The organism is Shinella sp. AETb1-6 (assembly GCF_009826875.1).
Taxonomy (GTDB): Bacteria; Pseudomonadota; Alphaproteobacteria; order Rhizobiales; family Rhizobiaceae; genus Shinella; species Shinella sumterensis.
Genome location: NZ_WUMM01000011.1, coordinates 80260 through 100722, shown reverse-complemented (window position 1 = coordinate 100722; position 20463 = coordinate 80260). Strand labels below are relative to the sequence as shown.

At 59.7% G+C, this 20463-nt stretch carries 21 protein-coding genes and 2 pseudogenes; 6 read left to right on the top strand and 17 right to left on the bottom strand.

Going from position 1 to position 20463, the window contains the following annotated elements; all coding sequences use genetic code 11:
• Nucleotides 1-44: 44 nt before the first annotated feature.
• The 7 genes from ftsH to GR158_RS19030 form a co-directional block, all read right to left on the bottom strand.
• Nucleotides 45-1880, bottom strand: a complete 1836-nt coding sequence (gene ftsH, locus GR158_RS19060) for an ATP-dependent zinc metalloprotease FtsH (RefSeq protein ID WP_202402358.1) — start codon at nt 1878-1880, stop codon at nt 45-47.
• 13 nt (nt 1881-1893) lie between these two features.
• A complete protein-coding gene (locus GR158_RS19055; RefSeq protein ID WP_160872184.1) occupies nt 1894-3279 on the bottom strand; it encodes a DegQ family serine endoprotease in 1386 nt (461 codons plus the stop codon).
• 98 nt (nt 3280-3377) lie between these two features.
• Nucleotides 3378-3743, bottom strand: coding sequence for an SPW repeat protein (locus tag GR158_RS19050; RefSeq protein WP_160872183.1), 366 nt, complete (start codon nt 3741-3743; stop codon nt 3378-3380).
• Nucleotides 3744-3775: 32 nt separating this feature from the next.
• Complete coding sequence (locus GR158_RS19045) at nt 3776-4099, bottom strand: DNA-directed RNA polymerase subunit omega (RefSeq protein ID WP_160872182.1); 324 nt, start codon at nt 4097-4099, stop codon at nt 3776-3778.
• 9 nt (nt 4100-4108) lie between these two features.
• On the bottom strand, nt 4109-4864 hold the full coding sequence (locus tag GR158_RS19040; protein ID WP_160872181.1) for an NADH dehydrogenase ubiquinone Fe-S protein 4: 756 nt from the start codon (nt 4862-4864) through the stop codon (nt 4109-4111).
• Between the two features lie 71 nt (nt 4865-4935).
• On the bottom strand, nt 4936-5445 hold the full coding sequence (locus GR158_RS19035) for an Hsp20/alpha crystallin family protein (protein WP_160872180.1): 510 nt from the start codon (nt 5443-5445) through the stop codon (nt 4936-4938).
• A gap of 93 nt (nt 5446-5538) precedes the next feature.
• Nucleotides 5539-6012, bottom strand: coding sequence for an Hsp20 family protein (locus tag GR158_RS19030; protein ID WP_160872179.1), 474 nt, complete (start codon nt 6010-6012; stop codon nt 5539-5541).
• A 228-nt stretch (nt 6013-6240) separates the two neighbouring features.
• Between GR158_RS19030 and GR158_RS19025 the strand changes: the two genes are divergently transcribed.
• The gene (locus GR158_RS19025) at nt 6241-6462 is read left to right on the top strand and encodes a hypothetical protein (RefSeq protein ID WP_160872178.1); all 222 of its coding nucleotides are present in this window, start codon (nt 6241-6243) and stop codon (nt 6460-6462) included.
• Between the two features lie 41 nt (nt 6463-6503).
• Here GR158_RS19025 and GR158_RS19020 read toward each other — a convergent pair whose 3' ends face one another.
• The 5 genes from GR158_RS19020 to groES all read right to left on the bottom strand — a co-directional run bounded on the left by GR158_RS19020 (nt 6504) and on the right by groES (nt 12430).
• The gene (locus GR158_RS19020; protein ID WP_160872177.1) at nt 6504-8714 is read right to left on the bottom strand and encodes an amylo-alpha-1,6-glucosidase; all 2211 of its coding nucleotides are present in this window, start codon (nt 8712-8714) and stop codon (nt 6504-6506) included.
• A gap of 13 nt (nt 8715-8727) precedes the next feature.
• Nucleotides 8728-9822: a glycosyltransferase family 4 protein gene (locus GR158_RS19015; protein ID WP_160872176.1), complete on the bottom strand. Its 1095-nt coding sequence runs from the start codon at nt 9820-9822 to the stop codon at nt 8728-8730.
• An 89-nt stretch (nt 9823-9911) separates the two neighbouring features.
• Nucleotides 9912-10334, bottom strand: a complete 423-nt coding sequence (locus tag GR158_RS19010) for a hypothetical protein (protein ID WP_160872175.1) — start codon at nt 10332-10334, stop codon at nt 9912-9914.
• A gap of 97 nt (nt 10335-10431) precedes the next feature.
• Nucleotides 10432-12060 (bottom strand): chaperonin GroEL, encoded by a 1629-nt coding sequence (gene groL, locus GR158_RS19005; protein WP_160872174.1) that lies wholly within the window; start codon nt 12058-12060, stop codon nt 10432-10434.
• 55 nt (nt 12061-12115) lie between these two features.
• Nucleotides 12116-12430 (bottom strand): co-chaperone GroES, encoded by a 315-nt coding sequence (gene groES / locus GR158_RS19000; protein WP_160872173.1) that lies wholly within the window; start codon nt 12428-12430, stop codon nt 12116-12118.
• Nucleotides 12431-12712: 282 nt separating this feature from the next.
• Here groES and GR158_RS18995 point away from each other — a divergent pair, with 282 nt between their 5' ends.
• A complete protein-coding gene (locus tag GR158_RS18995) occupies nt 12713-12985 on the top strand; it encodes an usg protein (RefSeq protein ID WP_085421486.1) in 273 nt (90 codons plus the stop codon).
• 174 nt (nt 12986-13159) lie between these two features.
• Here the strand turns inward: GR158_RS18995 and GR158_RS18990 are convergent, their stop codons facing one another.
• The 3 genes from GR158_RS18990 to GR158_RS18980 are packed head-to-tail and all read right to left on the bottom strand — an operon-like array spanning nt 13160 to nt 15238.
• Nucleotides 13160-13432, bottom strand: coding sequence for a hypothetical protein (locus GR158_RS18990; RefSeq protein ID WP_160872172.1), 273 nt, complete (start codon nt 13430-13432; stop codon nt 13160-13162).
• Entirely contained in the window at nt 13429-14250 is an 822-nt protein-coding gene (locus GR158_RS18985; protein WP_160872171.1) for a DUF429 domain-containing protein, read from the bottom strand. The genes GR158_RS18990 and GR158_RS18985 overlap by 4 nt, the downstream gene beginning before the upstream one ends.
• A 16-nt stretch (nt 14251-14266) precedes the next feature.
• Nucleotides 14267-15238, bottom strand: coding sequence for a 3'-5' exonuclease (locus tag GR158_RS18980; protein ID WP_160872170.1), 972 nt, complete (start codon nt 15236-15238; stop codon nt 14267-14269).
• A 204-nt stretch (nt 15239-15442) separates the two neighbouring features.
• On the opposite strand from GR158_RS18980, the gene GR158_RS18975 reads away from it, so the two are divergent.
• Both GR158_RS18975 and GR158_RS18970 read left to right on the top strand, forming a co-directional pair.
• Nucleotides 15443-15985, top strand: coding sequence for a hypothetical protein (locus GR158_RS18975; RefSeq protein ID WP_160872169.1), 543 nt, complete (start codon nt 15443-15445; stop codon nt 15983-15985).
• Nucleotides 15986-15997: 12 nt separating this feature from the next.
• Nucleotides 15998-16631, top strand: a pseudogene (locus tag GR158_RS18970) (IS6 family transposase); the annotation flags it as partial.
• Nucleotides 16632-16669: 38 nt separating this feature from the next.
• Here GR158_RS18970 and GR158_RS18965 read toward each other — a convergent pair.
• Nucleotides 16670-18223 (bottom strand): ISL3 family transposase, encoded by a 1554-nt coding sequence (locus GR158_RS18965; RefSeq protein ID WP_160872167.1) that lies wholly within the window; start codon nt 18221-18223, stop codon nt 16670-16672.
• 88 nt (nt 18224-18311) lie between these two features.
• On the opposite strand from GR158_RS18965, the pseudogene GR158_RS18960 reads away from it, so the two are divergent.
• Nucleotides 18312-19151 (top strand): annotated as a pseudogene (locus GR158_RS18960) (IS701 family transposase); the annotation flags it as partial.
• Between the two features lie 187 nt (nt 19152-19338).
• Nucleotides 19339-19509, top strand: a complete 171-nt coding sequence (locus GR158_RS18955; RefSeq protein ID WP_160872166.1) for a hypothetical protein — start codon at nt 19339-19341, stop codon at nt 19507-19509.
• Nucleotides 19510-19536: 27 nt separating this feature from the next.
• On the opposite strand, the gene GR158_RS18950 is transcribed toward GR158_RS18955, so the two are convergent.
• On the bottom strand, nt 19537-20247 hold the full coding sequence (locus GR158_RS18950) for an IS6 family transposase (RefSeq protein ID WP_133037250.1): 711 nt from the start codon (nt 20245-20247) through the stop codon (nt 19537-19539).
• Between the last annotated feature and the right edge of the window lie 216 nt (nt 20248-20463).

Sequence of the window (20463 nt, the reverse complement as noted above, 5' to 3'; positions counted from 1 at the left end):
GACCGACGCCTGGTAGGGAACGTGATGCGGCAAACCCGGCCTGTTCAGATTGACTGAACCGCGGCGTCACGCCGAGCCAGAAGCGACTTCAAGTCAGCCTCATCCAAAGTCTCCTTTTCAAGGAGAAGCCGTGCGGCCCGCTCCAGCGTATTTTTGCGCTCTTCGAGAATGGCCACTGCCCGGTCGAAGGTCTCGTCTATGATGCGACGGACCTCTTCATCGACCGTTGCGGCAGTCTCATCGGAATATTCGTGTTCCTGCGGCCCGTAATAGGGCTGGTCGGTCGCGAGGAAGGACCGCCTGTCCTTCTCCAGCGCCACGTGCCCCAGCTTCTCCGTCATGCCGTAGCGGGTGACGATGGCTCTGGCGATATCCGTAACCTTGACCAGATCGTCGGCAGCACCCGTCGAAAGATGGCCGTAGATGATCCATTCCGCGGCGCGGCCGCCGAGCAGGACCGCCATCTTGTTCTGCAGTTCCTCCCGGGTCATCAGGAAGCGGTCTTCCGTCGGGCGCTGGATCGTATAGCCGAGCGCGCCTATGCCGCGCGGAATGATCGAAACCTTGTGCACGGGGTCGACGCCCGGCAGGGCCATTGCGACCAGCGCATGGCCCATTTCGTGATGCGCGACGATCTCCCGCTCCTTGGGATTGAGCAACCGGTTGCGCTTTTCGAGGCCGGCGACGATGCGTTCGATCGCGTTGTTAAAATCGTCCATGGAGACCGCATTCGCCTTCCTGCGCGTGGCAAGCAGCGTCGCCTCGTTGACGAGGTTGGCAAGGTCAGCGCCCGTAAAGCCCGGCGTGAGCGCGGCGATCTGCTCGACATCGACTTCGGGAGCCAGCTTAGCCTTCTTCAAATGCACGTTGAGGATCTGGATGCGCCCCACCTTATCGGGCCGATCAACCAGCACCTGACGGTCGAAGCGCCCGGCTCTGAGGAGGGCGGGATCGAGGATCTCGGGGCGGTTGGTCGCTGCAAGAAGCACGAGGCCGGTGGACGAGTCGAAACCGTCGAGCTCCACCAGAAGCTGGTTGAGCGTCTGTTCCTTCTCGTCGTGGCCGCCCGCCATCGGGCCGATGCCGCGCGCACGTCCCATAGCGTCGAGCTCATCGATGAAGATGATCGCCGGCGCCCTGGCGCGCGCCTGTTCGAAGAGGTCGCGTACGCGCGCCGCGCCGACGCCCACGAACATCTCGACGAATTCGGAGCCGGAGATCGAGAAGAACGGCGCGCCGGCCTCTCCGGCGACCGCGCGCGCCAGCAATGTCTTGCCGGTACCGGGCGGGCCGACGAGAAGCACGCCTTTCGGCATGCGGCCGCCGAGCCGGCCGTAGCCTACCGGGTCCTTGAGGAAGTCGACGATCTCCTTGAGTTCTTCCTTGGCTTCGTCGACGCCTGCGACGTCCTTGAACGTCACGCCGGTATCGGACTGGACATAGATTTTGGCCTTACTCTTGCCGATCTGCATCAGGCCGCCGCCGACCCCGCCGCCCATGCGCCTCAGCATGAACATCCAGACACCGACGAAGAGCGCCACGGGAATGAGCCAGGACAGAAGATCGCGCAGGAACGTGCTTTCGATCTGGCCGGTCACCACCACGCCGTGGCTCTGAAGCTGCTGGGCGAGGTCGGGTTCCACGCGCGTCGTGATGAAATACGGACGCTCGTTCTGCGGCTGTTTGTAACGGCCCTGGATGAAATTATCGGAGACGGCGACTTCGGCGATCTTGCCGTCGCGGAGGTCGGTTTCGAATTGACTATAGGGGATTTGCGCAACCTGGGTTGCTGTCGCGAGGAAATACTGGATCGCCATCAGAATGAAGACGGCGACGATCCAATAGCCGATATTAAACCGTGTCTTCCTGTTCATCTCCATGCGACGACTCCCATTACCGCAAGACCAGCAGCAAGCGGCCGCCATCGCGGATCAGTTCAAGGGCGACTATAGCTGGTTTTTCGTCGATCGCCCGTCGCAAGTCGGTGATCGAAGCGACGGGGACCCGGTTTACCGCAACGATCATGTCACCGGCCCGAAGTCCGGAGCGAGCGGCGAGGCTGTCGGGAGCTACGCTTTCGATCACCACGCCGGAGGCGCCAACCTCAGCGGATTCGGCATCCGACGTGTCTCGCATTCTGGCACCATCGAGCGCCGTGCCGGAAAGATCTGCTGAGGCCTTATCTTCGGCTGCGATCGTGGCGGCAACAACCTGCTCGTCATCCCCGCGCTTCACGGTCAGCCGGATCTTGCTGCCTGCCGGGGTCAACCCGATGCGGTTCCTGAGATCGGTGGCGCCGTGGACAGGTCGCCCGTCGATCGCCGTCACCACGTCGCCGGTCTTCAATCCGGCGCGCTCGGCCGACGAGCCGGGTTCGACATTGGCAATCAGGGCGCCCCGCAGGTCGCCGAGCTTGAGGGCTTCCGCCAGATCCGGCGTGAGATCCTGGATACCGATGCCCAGCCTGCCGCGCTGAACCTCGCCATGGGCGATCAACTGGTTCATCACCGTTATCGCCATGCTGCTGGGCACCGCAAAGCCGATACCGACGTTGGCGCCGGCGGGACTGAGGATTGCTGTGTTGACCCCGACCAGCTTGCCGTCGAGCGTCACCAGTGCACCGCCGGAATTGCCGGGGTTGATCGAGGCATCGGTCTGGATGAAGTCCTCATAGCCCTCGATGTTCAAGCCGCTCCGTCCGAGCGCGCTGACGATGCCTGAAGTTACCGTCTGGCCGAGACCGAAAGGGTTGCCGATGGCGACGACATAGTCGCCCACCTTGAGGCGATCGGAATCGCCTATCTGGATCGCGGTGAGGTTTTTCGCTTCGATCCGGAGCAACGCGATGTCGGTTTCCTTGTCGCTGCCAATGAGTTTTGCGGGCAGCTGACGTCCATCCTTCAGGGTGACGGAGATTTCGGTGCCGCCATCGACGACATGATGATTAGTCAGCACATAGCCCTTCACGGCGTCGACGATGACGCCCGAGCCCGCGCTCATCCTGGCGCGCGGTTGCTGCTCCGGCAGATTGAAGAAGCGGCGAAAGTTGGGATCGCTGTAAAGGGGATTGCTCTCGACCGACGAACGCGAGACGACAGCAATATTGACCACGGCCGGCGTGACATGCTCAAGCATCGGCGCCAGTGTCGGAAGGCTGGTGGACGAAGGTGCCGGCCCTGCTATCTGCGCGACGGCGGGGGTGACGGTGAACAGGACGGCTCCGGCGGCGATGGCTGCGGACGCGGCAATCGTGCGAAGCCTCGGGGCGAGATCGAACATCGGTTGCTCCTGAATTGATGGTGTTCTTCTTTTCCGGCGCGAGGCACGAAAGGCATAAAAAGAACGGGCCCGAAGGTCCGGACCCGTTCTTCGTCAGCTTATGCGGTCGAGAGTGGACTGTTATGGCTGAACCAGATGCTGCCGGCGGCCAATACCGCGACGACAAGGCCGGCAATGACATGCGCCCACATGGCTGCCGTCACGGCTGAGAAGCCGAGGACCCATGGAGCGACCACAGCCCATATACCGAGCACGAGGTTGACCCACTCCTCCACCTCATAAAAGGCGTAGAGCGCGGCGACGGCGATCAGGGCGACGGCCGCGCCGACGATCCAGCCGTTCCAGGCGGCGTAGGTCTCGGCGGTAAAGCCGAGCAGCCAGGGTGAGATCAGAAGACCAAGACCGGCAACGATATTGACGATATCGAAAGCCGTCCGGTTGTTCGAAGACAGGGACTTCAGCATCGTTCTTTTCTCCTCATCGGTTGGTTGCATCATCAATGGACCGCCTCCTGCAAAGAGGAGACGGGTGCGGCGGCAGCGCTTGAACGGCCGTCGCCGCGAAACTCGGGTGTAGTGGACGGAGCCGTCAGGAGAGGTGCGCCTGCCGACGATGGGAACAGGTACGGCGCCAGTTCATCCTCAACAAACGCCCCGTGGGCGATCTCCAGCAACGCAAGCTCGCTCGCGTTTACGCCCTGCCGGTCAAGCCTTGGCTCGGCGCCGCGGTTAAGGGCACGGCTGCGGGCGGCCGCGGCGAGCGCCAGAGCAAATCTGTTCGGCAGGATCTTCTGACAATCGAAGACTACAAGCGGGTCCATGGCTGCACCTCACGCGGCGTTTCGATCGATCGTGACATGGGAATTCCAACGCTCGGCATCACGTTCGAGCGCGAGCAGTGCCTGCTCGACCTCGTCGAGGCGCGATGGTCGTTTGTTTTCCGGCATGCCCTCGTTGGTTGCCTGGTCGACCAGGTACTCGGTCCAGGCCCAGTTCATCAGGATGGAGCGTTTGGCCTGAAGCGACAGCGTCCTGTCGCTGACAACATCCATCGGTGAGGACCAGCTTTCCGGTCCGGACGGATCATTGCGGGTTGCCGCGCCGTCGAGCGCCTGATCATAGCTGTCCTGAAGTGCCGAAAGGCCGAGCCGTTCCAGCGTCGTGTCGGAGAAGGCATGAGACGACCGCTTCGGTCGCTGGACCAGCGGTTGCCTGGTCCGTCTGGCCGGCTTGGTCGCCCGCCTCTGCACGACGTAGCTCAGGCCCTGCCGCTCGGCGTAGCGAATGGCAGATTGAAGGGTGAGAAATTCCAGCTCGACCTGCGTGAGCGTATCGTGGCCGCCTGTATACCCCATCAAAGGCTCGATGAAGGGTGCGCTGCGACGCTCGAAGACGAGCCGCCATCCCTTGGTTCGCGCGGTCCCTGACGTCGTCACTGAGCGAGATGGTTTAAAGATGCGCGCAACGGCATCCTCGGGAAATAATGACCGCCCAAAAGAGAGCCGGCCGCGCAGGTTGTCGTTCGAAGCGCGGGAAGCGAAAGTCGGCGTTGTGATTTCGTGGTGTGTCTCTCTTGAAGTCTCCATTGTTCATCCCTCCCTGTTGGCGAAGGACACTGGCGACCGCCAAAGGCCAGCCGCCAGGTAGATCGGATCGATCAGCTCTTGATGGCGATGCGCTTGACCTGCGACTGCGCCTTCTCGGTCTTGGGCAGGATCACTGTCAGCACGCCATTCTTGAAATGCGCGTCGACCTTGTCTTCCGCGATCTCAACGCCGAGCGGGATGCGGCGCTCGAAGCGGCCATAGTATCGCTCGGTGAACTGGCGGTCCTTGTCTTCGGTCTCGGAGCGCTTCTCGCCCTTCAGCGTCAGGATACCGTCGTTGAGCAGGACCTCGATATCCTTCTCTTCAAGGCCGGGCACCTCTGCGGTTACCTTGATCTCCTTGTCGGTATCGGAGATTTCGACGCTCGGCCAGCCGGCGCTGAATGCGGAGCCGTTGCCGAAGGACGGCAGGCCCGAACCGAAGCCGCGGAAGACGTCATCGAACAGACGGTTCACCTCGCGATGCAGCGACAGGAACGGATCACGGTCGTCATCGCGCAGGAGACTCGGAACCTGGTTGCCATTGTTGCGGCCCCAGGGAATCAGATCACGAACACTCATGTTTTCTCCTTTCTGTTGGATCAGTTGGCAAAGCTTCCCTGTTGACGCCGGGCATCGCCCGGTGCCTTGCGCGCGTGTTGCGTTCAGAAAGGCTTAAGCCGCCTGCTTGTCGGCCTCGATCTGTTTCGTCTCGGCCTTCGGCAGAGCCATGTCGGTCGAAATCTTGATCTGGCGCGGCTTCATCGCTTCCGGGATTTCGCGCTTGAGATCGATGGTCAGCAGACCGTTGACGAGGCCGGCGCCGACGACCTTGACGTGGTCGGCGAGCTCGAACCGGCGCTGGAAAGTGCGGCCGGCGATGCCGCGATGCAGATATTGGACGTCTTCACCATTTGCCTTCTGGCCCGCGACGAAGAGCATGTTCTGCTCCTGGGTGATCGTCAGCTCGTCCTGCGAGAAGCCCGCCACCGCCATCGCAATGCGGTACTCGTCCTCGCCGGTCTTGACGATGTCATACGGGGGCCAGTTGTCGATCGTCTCGATCCGGCTTGCAGCCTCGAGCGCATTCAACATCCGGTCGAAACCGATGCTCGACCGGAACAGGGGAGAAAAATCGAGGTTTGTCATGCCATATCCTCCTTGTGAGCAACATGGATACAAGGAGACGCCAAGAGCACATGGCGCCTCCTGGACTTGTCGATCCCCATTGGGCAATCGAACAATATTGATATAATCCAGTCGGTTGCGAGTTCAAGAGGGGTGAAATCGCCCGGCATAAAAAAATTGATTTTTCCGTTTCCGTCACCAGATTCGGGGAAGGCCAGATATGAATAAGTCCACAAAGGAGCAATGGATATGACAATGACTTCCGACGATGTCATCACCATCCTTGGCCCTGTCGACGAAACTCTCGTGGCCGATGTCATCGCGACGGGCGCAACGCAGGCTGAACTCTCCGAGGCATTCGCGTGGGTCAACAATGACGAAGCCTTGATAGGTGAAGGACGTCCTTTGCCGAGCGGCAGGGTTGCCACCCTGGTCGGCCTGCTGGTTTCGGACGAAGATGAGCCGGAATAGGCAAGGCGGGTAACCATGCCGCCTTGCAGATGCATCCTCGCCTATGCCGTCGTCAGCACCCGGATATCGCCGCGGCGGTCGATAACGTCAACCACGACATGCCGGCCGGATCGGCGGATGGCGACATCGGCCGAGCCATTGCCGATCTGCAGGCGCCGCAGGATCACCTCATCGAGGAAGGAAGGCAATTGCGGCTCATTGAAGCTGATGTGCAGGGCAATCGGATCGAAGTCGAGGCCCAGGCAGGATTGCAGCAGGAGAAGTGGCGCTGCGGCTGCCCATGCCTGAGGAGAGCATGCAACCGGATAGAAGGTCGGCCCCTGTGCGCGCTGGCGCGGCAGACCGCAGAAGAGTTCCGGAAGCCGGCGCAGGTCGATATACGTCGAGGCCGCAAACAGGCCCTCGAAGATCCGCGCCGCTTCAGCGCGATAGCCATAGCGGGCAAGTCCGCTGGCGATCAGGGCATTGTCGTGCGGCCAGATCGAGCCGTTGTGGTAGCTCATGGGATTATAGCGCGCCTCGGTGGAGGGAACGGTGCGAATGCCCCAGCCGCAGAAGGACGAGGCACTCATCAGCGTGGGGGTAACCTGCGCGGCTCGTTCAGGATAAGCGATGCCGGTAAACAGCGCATGGCCGGCGTTGGAGGAGCGGACGCGACAGGGGCGCTTGTCCCCATCCAGAGCCAGGACATACGTGACGAGGTCCTCGTCAAAGAAGCTGGTATCAAAAGCTTGGCGCAGCCCTTCCGCTCGTGCAAGAAACTTTGCCGCCCGTTCCGGCCGGCGAAGCCGCCGGAAGATCTCCGCCGCCGCCTGCCAGGCGCCGTAGACATAGGCCTGGACCTCGACGATGGCGATCGGCCCCTTCGCCAATGTGCCGTCCGCGTGGAAGACGGAGTCGTGGCTGTCCTTCCAGGCCTGGTTGATCAGGCCTTCTTCCGTCAGCCGCCCATATTCGACGAAGCCATCGCCATCGCGGTCGCCATGCTCGTCGATCCAGGTGAGAGCGGCCTCGATATGGGGCAGAAGGCGCTCCGTGGTGACAAGGTCCCCGGTCCGTTTGAGATACTCGCCGGCCAGCATCACGAAAAGCGGCGTCGAATCGATACTGCCGTAATAGCGGCGGAAAGGCACCTCACCAAGTTCGGCCATTTCGCCATAGCGCACCTCGTGCAAAATCTTGCCGGGCTCGGCGTCAGCGGCCGGATCGACCTCCGTAGCCTGGTTTGCCGCGAGATGCCCAAGAACGCCGCGGGCGATCTGCGGATCGAGCCAGAGTGTCTCCAGCGCGGTGATCAACGCATCGCGGCCAAAGACTGTGCTGAACCAGGGAATGCCGGCATAGGGATATGGCCCTTCCGGCTTGTCGGTCATCAGCATGTAAAGGTCGGAGACGCTGCGCCGCGCGACCTCGTTGAAGATCTCGTTGGACGTGGCGATCGCTGCCGCCCGCGAGGACGAGGCACGCAAGGCGCGGCGGGCATCCCGCAAGGCCAGGAAAAAGGAACGGTGGCTCGGTCGACCCGCGGGGATCTGGTCGCAAGCAACCTCGATGAACAGCGATCTGGTTTCGTGCGGCGCCAGATGGAGATCATAAATGACATGGCCGCTCCCGAGCTCATTCGGCTGTGGATCGAAGGAAAGCCGGGTGGTTCGCTTTCGATCGTCCAAGCCGATATAAGAGAGAAGGACACCGTTCTGCTCTACGACGGCGGGAAGATGCCGCCCCCTCCTGGCTCTCGCGGTTCCCCGCACTTCGAAAAGATCTGCGAAATCCGACGCGAACTCGACCCCGATGCGCACGTGGCGCGGCTGCTCGTCATAGTTCCTCACGCTCAATCGCTCATAACAATGTGCATTCCAGAGGAAGCGGGATCTGCGCAGATGGATCAGGTCATGCTCCAGAACGAGCTTTCCCTTGTCATCGAAGAGATCGGGATTGGTGAGATCGCAAGTCAATGTCGCGTTGTCGTCGCGCAGCGTCGATGACAACAACATCGGCCGCTTGCTGTTGATCGTCAGATAGAGATGCGAGAGGTAGCGCGTATCACGGTGGAACAGGCCCTCCGGGCTGCCGGGCCCGGAAAGCGCATCACCATTGTGATCGAAAACGGCGAAGGTGTCGCCATGCTTCAGGGTGCGCGGCCGTCGCTCCTGGAGCGAGGCGGCCGCCGGGATGAAGAATTGTGCCACCGGGGCGGCTGGCTCTACCGATGCGACGGATGGCCCGCTATCCACAGAAGCGATCGACATGCCACTGTCCCTCCTATGCCACGACCTGGAGATCCAGGTCCTGCCCATTGGCGCGGCGTAGCGGGGCCGCCTTGGTGCGAACGCCCGGGAGGTTCCGATAGATGTCGAGATAATCTCGCGCCATCCGTTCCGCGCTGAAGCGCTTCTCGAAGGTCGCACGAACTTTCTTTCGATCCATCCTGAGTGCCCATTCGACGTTCTCAGCCGCTTCCGTCACGCTGTCGACCAGAATTCCGGAAACGCCGTTGTCGATCACCTCCGGCACGGAGCCGTAGCGGAAGGCGATGACCGGCGTACCGCAAGCCATGGCCTCGATCATCACCAATCCGAACGGCTCTGGCCAATCGATCGGAAAGAGCAGCGCGCCGGCATTGCCGAGGAAAGCCGCCTTCTGATGTTCATTGATTTCGCCGATGAATTCGACATTCTGATGGCTCTTCACCATCGGCTCGATCACCGTTTCCCAGTAAGCCTTGTCTGCGTTGTCGATCTTGGCTGCAATCTTCAGGGGCAGGCCAACCTTCGTCGCGATCTCAATGGCGCGATCAGGCCGTTTCTCCGGCGATATCCGTCCGAGGAAGGCGAGGTAGCTGCCTTTAGGCTTTGCCGTGAAGGGAAGGAGATCGGCCGGCAGACCATGATAAACCGTTCCGGACCAGTTGACTGGCGGCATCGGGCGGCGCTGATCGTTGGAGATCGAGACCAGCGGAATATCGGGGAAAGCCTTGTAGAAGGGCTTGAGGTCCGGCAGGTCAAGGCGCCCATGCAGCGTCGTGACGGTGCGGTCTGCGAAATCCCGGATCAGCGGAAAATGCAGGAGATCGATGTGGAAGTGCAGCACATCGAATTCGTGCGCCCGCCGGCGGATCTCCTCCAGCATCACGACCTGATGCGGCAGATGGTCTCTGACGGCCGGGTTGAGCCGTAGCGCAACGTCCGAGCACGCCACTAACCTGGCGCTGGTGACGGAATCGCCGCTCGCAAAAAGCGTGACGTCATGGCCCAGGGCGACAAGTTCTTCGGTGAGATAGGAAACAATGCGCTCGGTTCCCCCATAAAGCTTGGGCGGAACGCTTTCGGCGAGCGGTGCGATCTGAGCGATCTTCATCGGCAAAACCTCCTCAGTTGAGCAAAGAGTCGTCGGTAAAAATCAGGTCCGCATCCTCAAAGAGGCACGCGGCAGGTCAGATGGAACGGCTAGATCTCGAATGGCCGGCGGCGGCGGTCTCCTTTCCGGTAGCTGCACAGGCCCAGACCGCCAAGCCGGCGTGCGTCCAGCCTGCGGCGATTGGCTCCGTAGACATTGAAGGTAGGAGACGAGCTTTGTTTTCCACTTTGCTCATCGTCCTTGTCCAATGCCTTCAGCGCTTCAATGATTTCGTCATAGGAGACCGCTTTGTCTGTTCCGGGATAAAGACGGAGGGCCGGGATGGACTCGATCGCGAAGATATCGGACGCCCAGGAAGCAAGTATCGCCCGCTTCTCTTCCTTGCCGATGCCATCGGCGGCAAGCACGTCACGCGGGTGGTCGAAATGTTTGGCCGGATGAAGCAGATGCGCGGCGCTGATCGCTGCCGTTGCTTCTTCCGGTATCGATTTGCTGATGTTCTCCTTTCTCATAGCTTGGCTCCATTGATCCCGGCCGATGAAACTGGTCCGAGGAATTGTTTGAAGGGGGGCCTGCCCCCGAGGGCAGGGCAGGCCCGTATCGATCAGCTTAGAAGTCCATGCCGGCGCCGGCGGGCATGGCCGGAGCGGCTTCCTTTTTGGGCTTCTCGGCGATCATGGCTTCCGTCGTCACCAGAAGACCGGCGACGGAGGCCGCATCCTGGAGCGCGGTACGGACGACCTTGGCCGGATCGATGACGCCCTGAGCATAAAGGTCGCCGTATTCGCCGGTCTGGGCATTCCAGCCATAGGAGAAGTCAGCTTTCTCGCGCAGCTTGCCGACGATGACGGAGCCTTCGGCGCCGGCGTTCTCGGCGATCTGGCGGACCGGAGCCTCGATCGCACGGCGAACGATCTCGATACCGACTTTCTGGTCCTGGTTGGCGGCGTCGAGATTGTCGAGCGCCTTGACGGCACGCAGCAGCGCGACGCCGCCGCCCGGCAGGATGCCTTCCTCCACGGCTGCACGGGTGGCATGCAGCGCATCATCGACGCGATCTTTCTTCTCCTTCACTTCGACTTCCGTCGAGCCGCCGACGCGGATGACGGCAACGCCGCCGGCAAGCTTGGCGAGGCGTTCCTGCAGCTTCTCGCGGTCGTAATCGGATGTGGTTTCCTCGATCTGGGCGCGGATCTGTGCGACGCGGCCGTCGATTTCCGCCTTGGAGCCGACGCCGTCGATGATGGTGGTGTTTTCCTTCTCGATCGCCACCTTCTTTGCCCGGCCGAGCATGTTGAGGGTGACATTCTCCAGCTTGATGCCGAGGTCTTCGGAGATCACCGTGCCGCCGGTCAGGATGGCGATATCTTCGAGCATCGCCTTGCGGCGGTCGCCGAAGCCCGGAGCCTTGACGGCAGCGATCTTGAGGCCGCCCCGCAGCTTGTTGACCACCAGTGTCGCAAGCGCTTCGCCTTCGACGTCTTCAGCGATGATGAGCAGCGGCTTGCCGGATTGGACGACAGCCTCAAGGACCGGGAGCATCGCCTGCAGGTTCGACAGCTTCTTCTCGTGGATCAGGATATAGGGATCTTCCAGTTCGACCCGCATCTTGTCCTGGTTGGTGACGAAGTAGGGCGAGAGATAGCCGCGGTCGAACTGCATGCCCTCGACCACTTCGAGTTCGGTCTCGGCGGTCTTGGCTTCCTCGACGGTGATGACGCCTTCGTTACCGACCTTCTCCATCGCCTCGGCGAGATAGCGGCCGATTTCGGAATCGCCATTGGCAGAGATGGTGCCGACCTGAGCGATCTCGGAATTGCTGGTGATCTTGCGGGCGTTGGTCTTCAGCTCCCTGACGACAGCATCAACGGCGAGATCGATGCCGCGCTTCAGGTCCATCGGATTCATGCCCGACGCCACCGCCTTGGCGCCTTCCTTGACGATTGCCTGGGCAAGCACGGTCGCGGTAGTCGTGCCGTCGCCCGCAAGATCGTTGGTCTTCGACGCCACTTCGCGCAGCATCTGGGCGCCCATGTTCTCGAACTTGTCTTCCAGTTCGATTTCCTTGGCGACAGAAACGCCGTCCTTGGTGATGCGAGGGGCGCCGAAGGACTTGTCGATGACGACATTGCGGCCCTTGGGTCCGAGCGTGACCTTCACGGCATTGGCGAGCACATCGACTCCACGCAGCATGCGTTCACGGGCATCGGTGTGAAACTTGACTTCTTTCGCAGCCATTTCTCTAACTCCTCAATAGGCAGCTATCTGACTGATGGTTTCGTGGTGCAAAGGCTCACGCAGCCTTTTTCTGCTCGGCCTGGGCTTCGATGATGCCCATGACATCGCTTTCCTTCATGATCAGCAGATCCTCGCCGTTGATCTTGATCTCGGTGCCGGACCATTTGCCGAACAGGATGCGATCGCCGGCCTTGACGTCGAGCGGCTGGATCTGGCCGGCCTCGTTGCGCGCGCCGGGACCGACGGCGATGACCTCGCCTTCCTGCGGCTTTTCCTTGGCGGTGTCGGGAATGATGATGCCGCCCTTGGTCTTCTCTTGGGATTCAACCCGGCGGACGAGAATGCGATCATGAAGCGGTCGGAACGACATGTTTTCCTCCAATGGACAAACAATGATGACGTTGTTCCCCCTGGCCGGACCGGATGACCAGTCCGGGCGGGTGCAAAACCTCGGTCGAGCTTTTTGCGCGAAATGATCTGGTTTTGCGATTTTTCGATTTCAAGAGGGCGAAATAAAAAAATTAGCACTCGAATGAAAGGGCTGCTAACACGCTGGAAAGGAACGATAAACAGCGCATTCGCGTTCAAAAATCCGTTGATGGCCGCAAAATTTTCCGCCACCTTCACAGTGTCATGAAAACGGAGATGAAGCATGCGATTTTCATCGGATCTGGAACGTCAGCTCAACGGCTACGGTCTTACCACCGCTCACATCCTTTACCGCATTCCCGATTTTGAATCCGTGCTGCAGACCTATGTCTGGCAGGACTACGACCTGGCGCCCGATTTTCCTGAGATGCACAAGTTCCTGGATTACTGGCAGACCACCCTCGATGGTCCCCTGCATTCCGTGCGCTATACCCATCAGCGTCTGATCGGACCCAACGAATGGCGCCGTGTCGAAGGCGAGTTCAAGCTCCACTGAGGTCTTGAAACTGGATTTTTATGCTCCTAGCTCTTTCGCGGCCGAGGCTTGATGAGCTCGGTGGTCGGTCAGTAAAGATCTTGAAAGGAATCGAACCAACGCCCTATCTGTTACATTCGCCACACGGCTGAAAATACTCGATGATTTACTGACCGCGAAGTGCCATGCGCGTGTTCAGCGGCGATCAATGTTTTCCTGATCGGCAATCGCCTTGACGACCTCTAAGTCCATTGCGGCACGCGGCTCAATTCGGGCAACCTCGCTGGCGACCTTGGCCCAATGCCAGTATTCGCTGGCATGACCTTGCGCCCGGCTTCGCGCTGCTCTTCGTTGCGCCTCGTAATAGGCATTGACTGGATCCGCAACGGCAAGCCGCCTGGCGTCCTCCTGCCAACGGCGGCGGATCACCCGGCGATATTCGATCCACTGCCTCAGAAATCCGATCATGCCCGGCCCCGCCGCGATGACAAAAGTTTAGATTGAGGAATCCAGATCGCCGAGGTGTCATCGCCGAACGGTATAGCGGTTCCTTCGTAGACACATATTCCAATCCAGGCGCAAATGACGGCATCAAGCATGTCTTCAAACGCCTTCAGCTGCCATGCCGGAGCCTCGGGGGAAGGCAGCAGCAAAACGTTAGAAGCGCCTGTTATTTCCTGGTCCAATCCGTCGATGATGGACTGCCAAGTTTCGAAGAGTTTGATGCGCCGGCCGGCGGGAGTTTCCGATGGCCAGTAATTGCGGGCCTTGCCCTGCTTGTAAGGCAGCCGCCTTTCGGCGCACATCAGTTCGACCAGAGCCGGATGCGGGTAGACTTCCAAAAGGCCCGGCACGCCAACTTCTTTCGTCAGTAGGCGATATCCGCAGCGCTCGAAGCCGCCCCTCAGATCGTCACTGATCTTTCCCGGTCTGATCGCACTCGGCGTGTGCGTGCTACAATGACGGGCGCCATAGGCTGCAGAAACCAGATTGTCCGAAACACGCCGCGCGGTGATTGGCCCAAGAGACAGGGGCATATCTACGGCAACAAGATCGACAGGAGCCTGAGCTGTTTCCTCTGCAGCAGCAAGGAGAGCGGCGGGTTCTGCGACGGAACCAAAAGGGCGTGAATTCGAGATCGGGCTTTCGTTGCCGTGATCCAAAAGGTGACGATAGGAAGATCCGGCAAAGATCAGGCGCCAATTACCAGCCGTGGAGGAAACCAGCGCGACACCGCTCGGCTGGCTCGTGGTCCACGCCGCATCAATACCCAGAATGGTCGTCATTGCTTTCCCCGACCATTCAATTGGCCCTGAAGCGATCGAATGCCGTCAGGTATTTGACCGGCGGATCGGCATCCCATCGATAGATTTCCGTGCGAAGGAAGTGCATCTCCCCCTTTAATGTCTCCTCGGGAAGTTCAATCCACCAGGATTTCGGACGGCCGTCCGATCCGTCAGACCAGCGGTATCCGCGCGCCTTGAGACGGTCCTTCATGTCGAAGGGACTGTTTTCCGCATAGATGCGAACCCGCGACCGCTGGCTGGCCTGATAAAGTTCGGCGAATGGCGCGGTGACCATGCTCGGTCGCACCTGCCCGAGCACTTCCAGCAGAGCAAAACAATCGTCGACCGCACGATGACCATCATGAAAATATCCGGACTGGCCGATTAGGTAGCCGAGCTTACTGCCCTCGAAGCCGCGCGCGGACCAGCCAATCTCCGAAACGGAACAGGCCCAGGCCTTATGCACGAAGACCGGCGAGAATGCTTCGCAGAACGGGCGGTCGAAACCTGCATTGTGGGCAATGATCAGATCGGCGGGCTCGATCAGGGCATTCAACAGGACAGTATCGATGGCCTGATCCGCAACCATGTCGTCAGTAATCCCGGTCAGGCGGGAGATGTCCGCCGGGATGGCGATTGCCGGCTGCCGCAGTCCGCCATAGACACCAGTGACGTCGCCGAGTTCTCCAGCATCATTGAAGGTGAAGGCGATCACGCCGATTTCGATGATTTCATCTGTGCGGTAGTTGAGGCCGGTCGTTTCGGTATCGAGGATGATGCCGCGACGCGGAAAACCCGGATGTGGATATTTTACGATTGGACGCGGCTGAAGCTTTCGCAATATGCGGTAGTTGCCGGTGGTTTCCAGATGATGTGCCATGGCTTCGTCATCAATGCCTAATGCGTCCTTCGCGATGACCTGCGGCCGGGCAACTCGCTCCTTGGTTACGGGAACAGGAGCTGCAAAGAAGTCGAGTTGCGAAGTCATTCCATTCCAATCGATTGCAGCGTCTTCGAACGCACAATACGTATTGGCGCCGGTACGAGCAACGCCCTTCCCCGCTCCAGTTCGCCTGGGGCCATCCGGCTATAGGGATTTCGAACAATCGCTCTTTCGGGCAAGGAATGACTTTAGGATTAGGCCTCGAAATCGTAGGATGCCCACATTGATTTGATGACTTTGAGAGCAGTCATGAACGAGCGGAAACCCCAGCCAAACCGGGAACATCACTTTTACGTCTCAATCGCCAAATTCCTGTTCCACCACTCTCAGCATGGCATTGTTACTGTACGCGATCCCATAAGGCTGGCGAATGCGGCACAACGTGGACTGCATCCTATCATGCTCTACGGCGTCACCGTCGCCGGTCTGCCGATCCGCTGGCTGACATTCTCGCCGGTGGACCAGCCTAAATCATTGTGCGGCGTACTGCTGACCGCCTGGAAGAACGCAAAGGGATTGCGCGGCCTACCAGATGTTCTTCGTATGAATCGCTACGTGGCACAGGCAGATCCGGGGCTGGCAGAGGATCTGGCCCAGATCGGCGTCCGCCTTGAGATTGCTGACGCCAAGGATAAGACAGTTCCTGCATCTCTGCGATCAGCCCAAGATGCTTCTGCGTGGCTATTGAAGAAATACGATCCGGCAGACATGTCGCTGGCCGAATCCGTCGAAGCTCTTTGTCACGATGCACGCGAGGGGTGTTGTCACATAAACGCGGCGTCAGTGAATTGAGCATAGAGACGGTGGGATGAAGACTCCTGCCGTCAGCTACAAGCGCCACCGTTTCCCGCAAGAGATCATCTCGAATGCGGTCTGGCTGTATTTCAGGTTTCCGCTGAGCTTACGCCTTGTCGAGGAAATGTTGCTGGAGCGCGGAATTGTTGTCTCTTATGAAACGATCCGTCGATGGGGTCGGAAATTCGGACCAGCCTACGCAAAGCAACTTCGTCGCAGGCGACCCTCGCGTCAGGATGTGTGGCATCTGGATGAGGTGGTGATTTCCATCGCCGGCAAAAAGCACTGGCTTTGGCGTGCCGTTGATCAAAATGGCTTTGTTCTCGACGAGATTGTTCAGAACCGACGCGATACGAAGGCTGCCAAGCGATTGCTCATCAGACTGCTGAAGAAAGCAGGCATGCCGCCCAAGCGGATCATCACCGACAAGCTTCGCTCATATGGCGCGGCCAAGCGTGAGGTTATGCCGGCTGTGGAGCACAGATCCCATAAGGGTCTCAATAATCGAGCGGAAAATTCCCATTTGCCACTGCGGAAACGGGAGAGGACGATGCAAGGTTTCCGATCACCGGGAAGTCTGCAGCGCTTCATCTCGATCTTCTCCGCACTTCGAAATCTCTTCGTCGCCCCACGTCATGTCAATCGGCATCGAAACGGGGCTCTGACGCAATCTCGATGACATCACGGCACTCCAACGATGCGTGCTTCAAGCAGATCGAGCTTTCCGCGCCCGTACATTTGCCTTTTGATGAGCTTGAGCTTTGTGATCTGGCCTTCCGTCTGGCCGTTCGACCACTTGGAGGTTATGGCATTCTGGATTGCGGCTCGGTCTCGGATAACGCCATTCGCGAATGATGCGACCAGGCTTTTCGCCGCGCGTTCGATCCAGGCCTCCAGATCACCGGAGGATTTGCGGCGCAACATGTCATGGAAGCTCTCAACGACATCCCTGGCCTCGACAAGGTCTGGCAGCCTCTCTTCGATGGCGGCAACCGTCATCGTTTGAGCCTTGGTCAGGTTGTTGCGCTCGAGGGTCATCAGGCGAACGACGGTGCGCGCGGCGGGAGAATGACCAAGTCCGCTTTCAGCCTTTTCTGCCCGCCTTCGTCTCGTTGCCCATTCGGTGACAACACGCAGGCTTCCGCCAAAACCAGCCAGTCGAAGCTGCCGCCACAGTTCGGCGCCATTACGCAATCCAGCATCCCATTGAGCTTCAAGCCAAGGCAGATGGGGTTCGAGAGAGGTTTGCCGGACCCGGAAGATGTCTGTCCGCTGACCACGAACGACACTGCGGACCAGCTTTCGGCTATGCCCAGTTCGGCGCACGATTTCCTTGATGGAGACACCATCGGCGACGAACCCGCGGATAACGGCATTTGCCTCTTCACGTCGCAGATATCCCTCGTATTGCAGCCGCTCAGCGGCAGTCAGAAGCTTCGGATTTACGGTTGCAGTGCCGATTGCCACCCGGACCTGCCGCATCGATTTACGAACGGCGTCAAGAAAGGCGTGGCTGGCGTTTTCCATCAGATGCCAACGGTCGGCAACCTGGTTGGCGTGTGGCAGGGCTCGTGAGACGGCCTGCGCATATCCACCACCACGGTCTCGTGCGACGATCTCGATCTGGTGTTGCTGAATCAGCCAGGCCTCGGCGGTCGCCTGTTCCCTGTCGGGCAATAATGCGATTGCCCTTCGACGTTCAAGATCGCAAATGATGGTGCCATATCGATGATTGCGTCGCCAGGCCCAGTCATCAATGCCGATGACGTTCGGAGGTATCGGCGCGGGGCGATCGTATCGGCGAACGGTTCGCAGCAGCGTATCATTACTCACCGGGAATCCGAGACGATCTGCAAACCGGGCCGCCGGGCGACCACCCAATGCGAGAGCGAGATGGCGAACCAGACAGTCCAGGCGTGCTGTCCGGCGAGCCATGGGGCGAATTACATCGTCGCCGAAGCGCTCGGCGAAAATCTTTCGGCGGCAATTGCCGGCATTACAGACAAAGCGTCTGACGGTTAGGTTCAGTTCGAGCCGCCGGCCCGCACACGGCAGATCGGCAAGCATCCGAGGATAGCGACTATGAACACGCCGAGAAAGGGTTCCACAGTGGGGGCATCTGCATTCTAGTGCACGGCCCGACGCCACGACAACGATCGCGCCAGCCGCATCGTGCACTGCTTCAACGTTGAATTCGGCGGGGATCAGATCGGAAAGTCGAATTCGGGTCTGCATGGCGCTGATTCTCCAGAGAAAACCACGCCAATTAAATCCTAAACATCATCGAGATTGAGTCAGAGCCCTTATTCCATGCCGAAACACAACGCTGGTATCGCTGACACTGGCCCGCGCGGAGGTTCCCGTGCCGGTGGCCTTGCGACTGTTCCTGCCCGAAAGCTGGACAAACGCTCCATTACGGATGTTGAAAGCCGGTATCCCCGAGCAGATGCGTCAGCCACGCACCAAGCCCGAGATCGCCCTGGAAGAGATCGATCGCCTGATGTCGACAGGCATGCGTTTCGGCGTCGTGCTTGCCGATGCGGGTTATGGTCTATCGGCTGCGTTCCGGCAGGGCCTGAGTGCTCGTGGTCTCGTCTGGGCGGTCGGCATTCCCAAGCATCAGAAGGTCTATCCCCATGATGTCGCGCTGATATTCCCGGTTTCCTCTCGTGGCCGGCCGCGCCAGCATCCCATACCGGACATCCTGTCGATGGCAGCCGAAACGATCCTTTCGGATGCGCGATGGAGGAAGGTCAGTTGGCGCCGCGGTACAAAAGGCCGCCTGTCAGCACGTTTTGCCGCAAGCCGTGTTCGTATTGCCGATGGCCCTCCACAGCGCATCCTCGACAAGGGCCAACAGCATATGCCCGGCGAAGAGGCTTGGCTGGTCGGCGAGTGGCGTTCGAGCGGGGAACGGAAATACTACGTGTCCAATCTGCCTGCTGATACAACGCTCAAGAAACTGGCCGGCGCCATCAAGGCCCGTTGGGTCTGCGAGCAGGCGCACCAGCAGATGAAAGAAGAGCTCGGCCTCGATCATTTCGAAGGCCGATCATGGAAAGGGCTGCACCGTCACGCCCTGATGACCATGATCGCATACGCCTTCCTCCAGCATCACCGCCTTCAGATCGCAAAGCGGGAAAAAAAACCAGAGGCGTCAACAGAACGGACCGCCTGAACCAACCCTGCCGGCAGTCCGGCGCGCCGTCATCGCAGCCCTGATCTTGATAGAAGCGGAAATCCGATGTCCGCACTGCAACCACCAGATCGGACGCCATCCTTTCAATCTGCCAAAGTAGTGCTAGAGGGTGTATATGCTACAATACGCATAATCACCAATCAGGTATGCCATGGCAGACAAGACCAAGCCATTTGCAGCACTGACCCTCGGCAGCCGCTCGGCGCTGAAGCTGCTCGCCGCCGAGATCCAGGCAGCGCGCAAGGCGAGAGGCTGGACGGAGGCCGACCTCGCTGAGCGCGCCGGGTGCTCGCGGCGGTGGCGTCGCCTTAACCTGACGTAGGACGCAATCATTTCTTTGTCCTGAATTTCAGGCTTGGATCGGCAACGCGATCTCACGCCAGGTGGCGCTGGTGAGGGCGCGGAGTTGGCGATGATCAGCGGCATTCAGGTGTTTTCGATGAAGTTGGAAAAGATTGGCAATTTGGCCGTGGGTTGAGAAACGTTGGCATTGACCTGCCGACTTGAACCGCATCATGCGTCGCTCTCGTCGTCGAACGGGAAGGTGAGAATTTTCTGCGAGGTTGTTGAGCCCTTTGTGCGAACGGTGTTCGATCCCCAGCATGATCTCTCGCTTTGCGGCGTAATAAGAACGCAGCTTGTCTGTCACCATCACGCGCGGCGCAACACCTTGGCTCTTCAACAATTTGCGCATCAGCCGAAGAGCGGCTCCCTTGTTTCTGCGGCTTTGCAGCAGAGCATCGAGAACGTAGCCGTTGGCATCGACGGCGCGCCACAGCCTGTATTTCTTGCCCTTGATCGATACGACCATCTCATCGAGATGCCATTTGTCTGCGAAGTTGCCGATCGACCGCCGCTTGACTTGGTGGGCGAATTTCAGACCAAACTTAGTCGTCCATTCTGAGACGGTCTGAAACGAGACGGCAATGCCGCGCTCGGCAAGCAGGTCTTCGATATCGCGCAGGCTCAGCGGGAACCGGTAATAGAGCCATACCGCATGCGCGATGATCTCGGCTGGAAAGCGGTGGCGTTTGTATCGGGCGGACGCATCGTCAGTCATGCCGATAGACTATTGCCTCGATCCGCACCAGCCGGTTAAGGCGACGCCTCCGTTGAGATTCATAGATTCAGCACGCAGAAATCCGTCTTCTGCGGAGGGCATCCCGCTGCGTTTGAGCATTTTCATTTCGCGTGGCGATCGAGTTCGACGAGCGTTGCGGCGGAGACGCTTGGATCGACATAGGGCGTGGTCGCAGATCGGTGTGTGTTGCCGAAA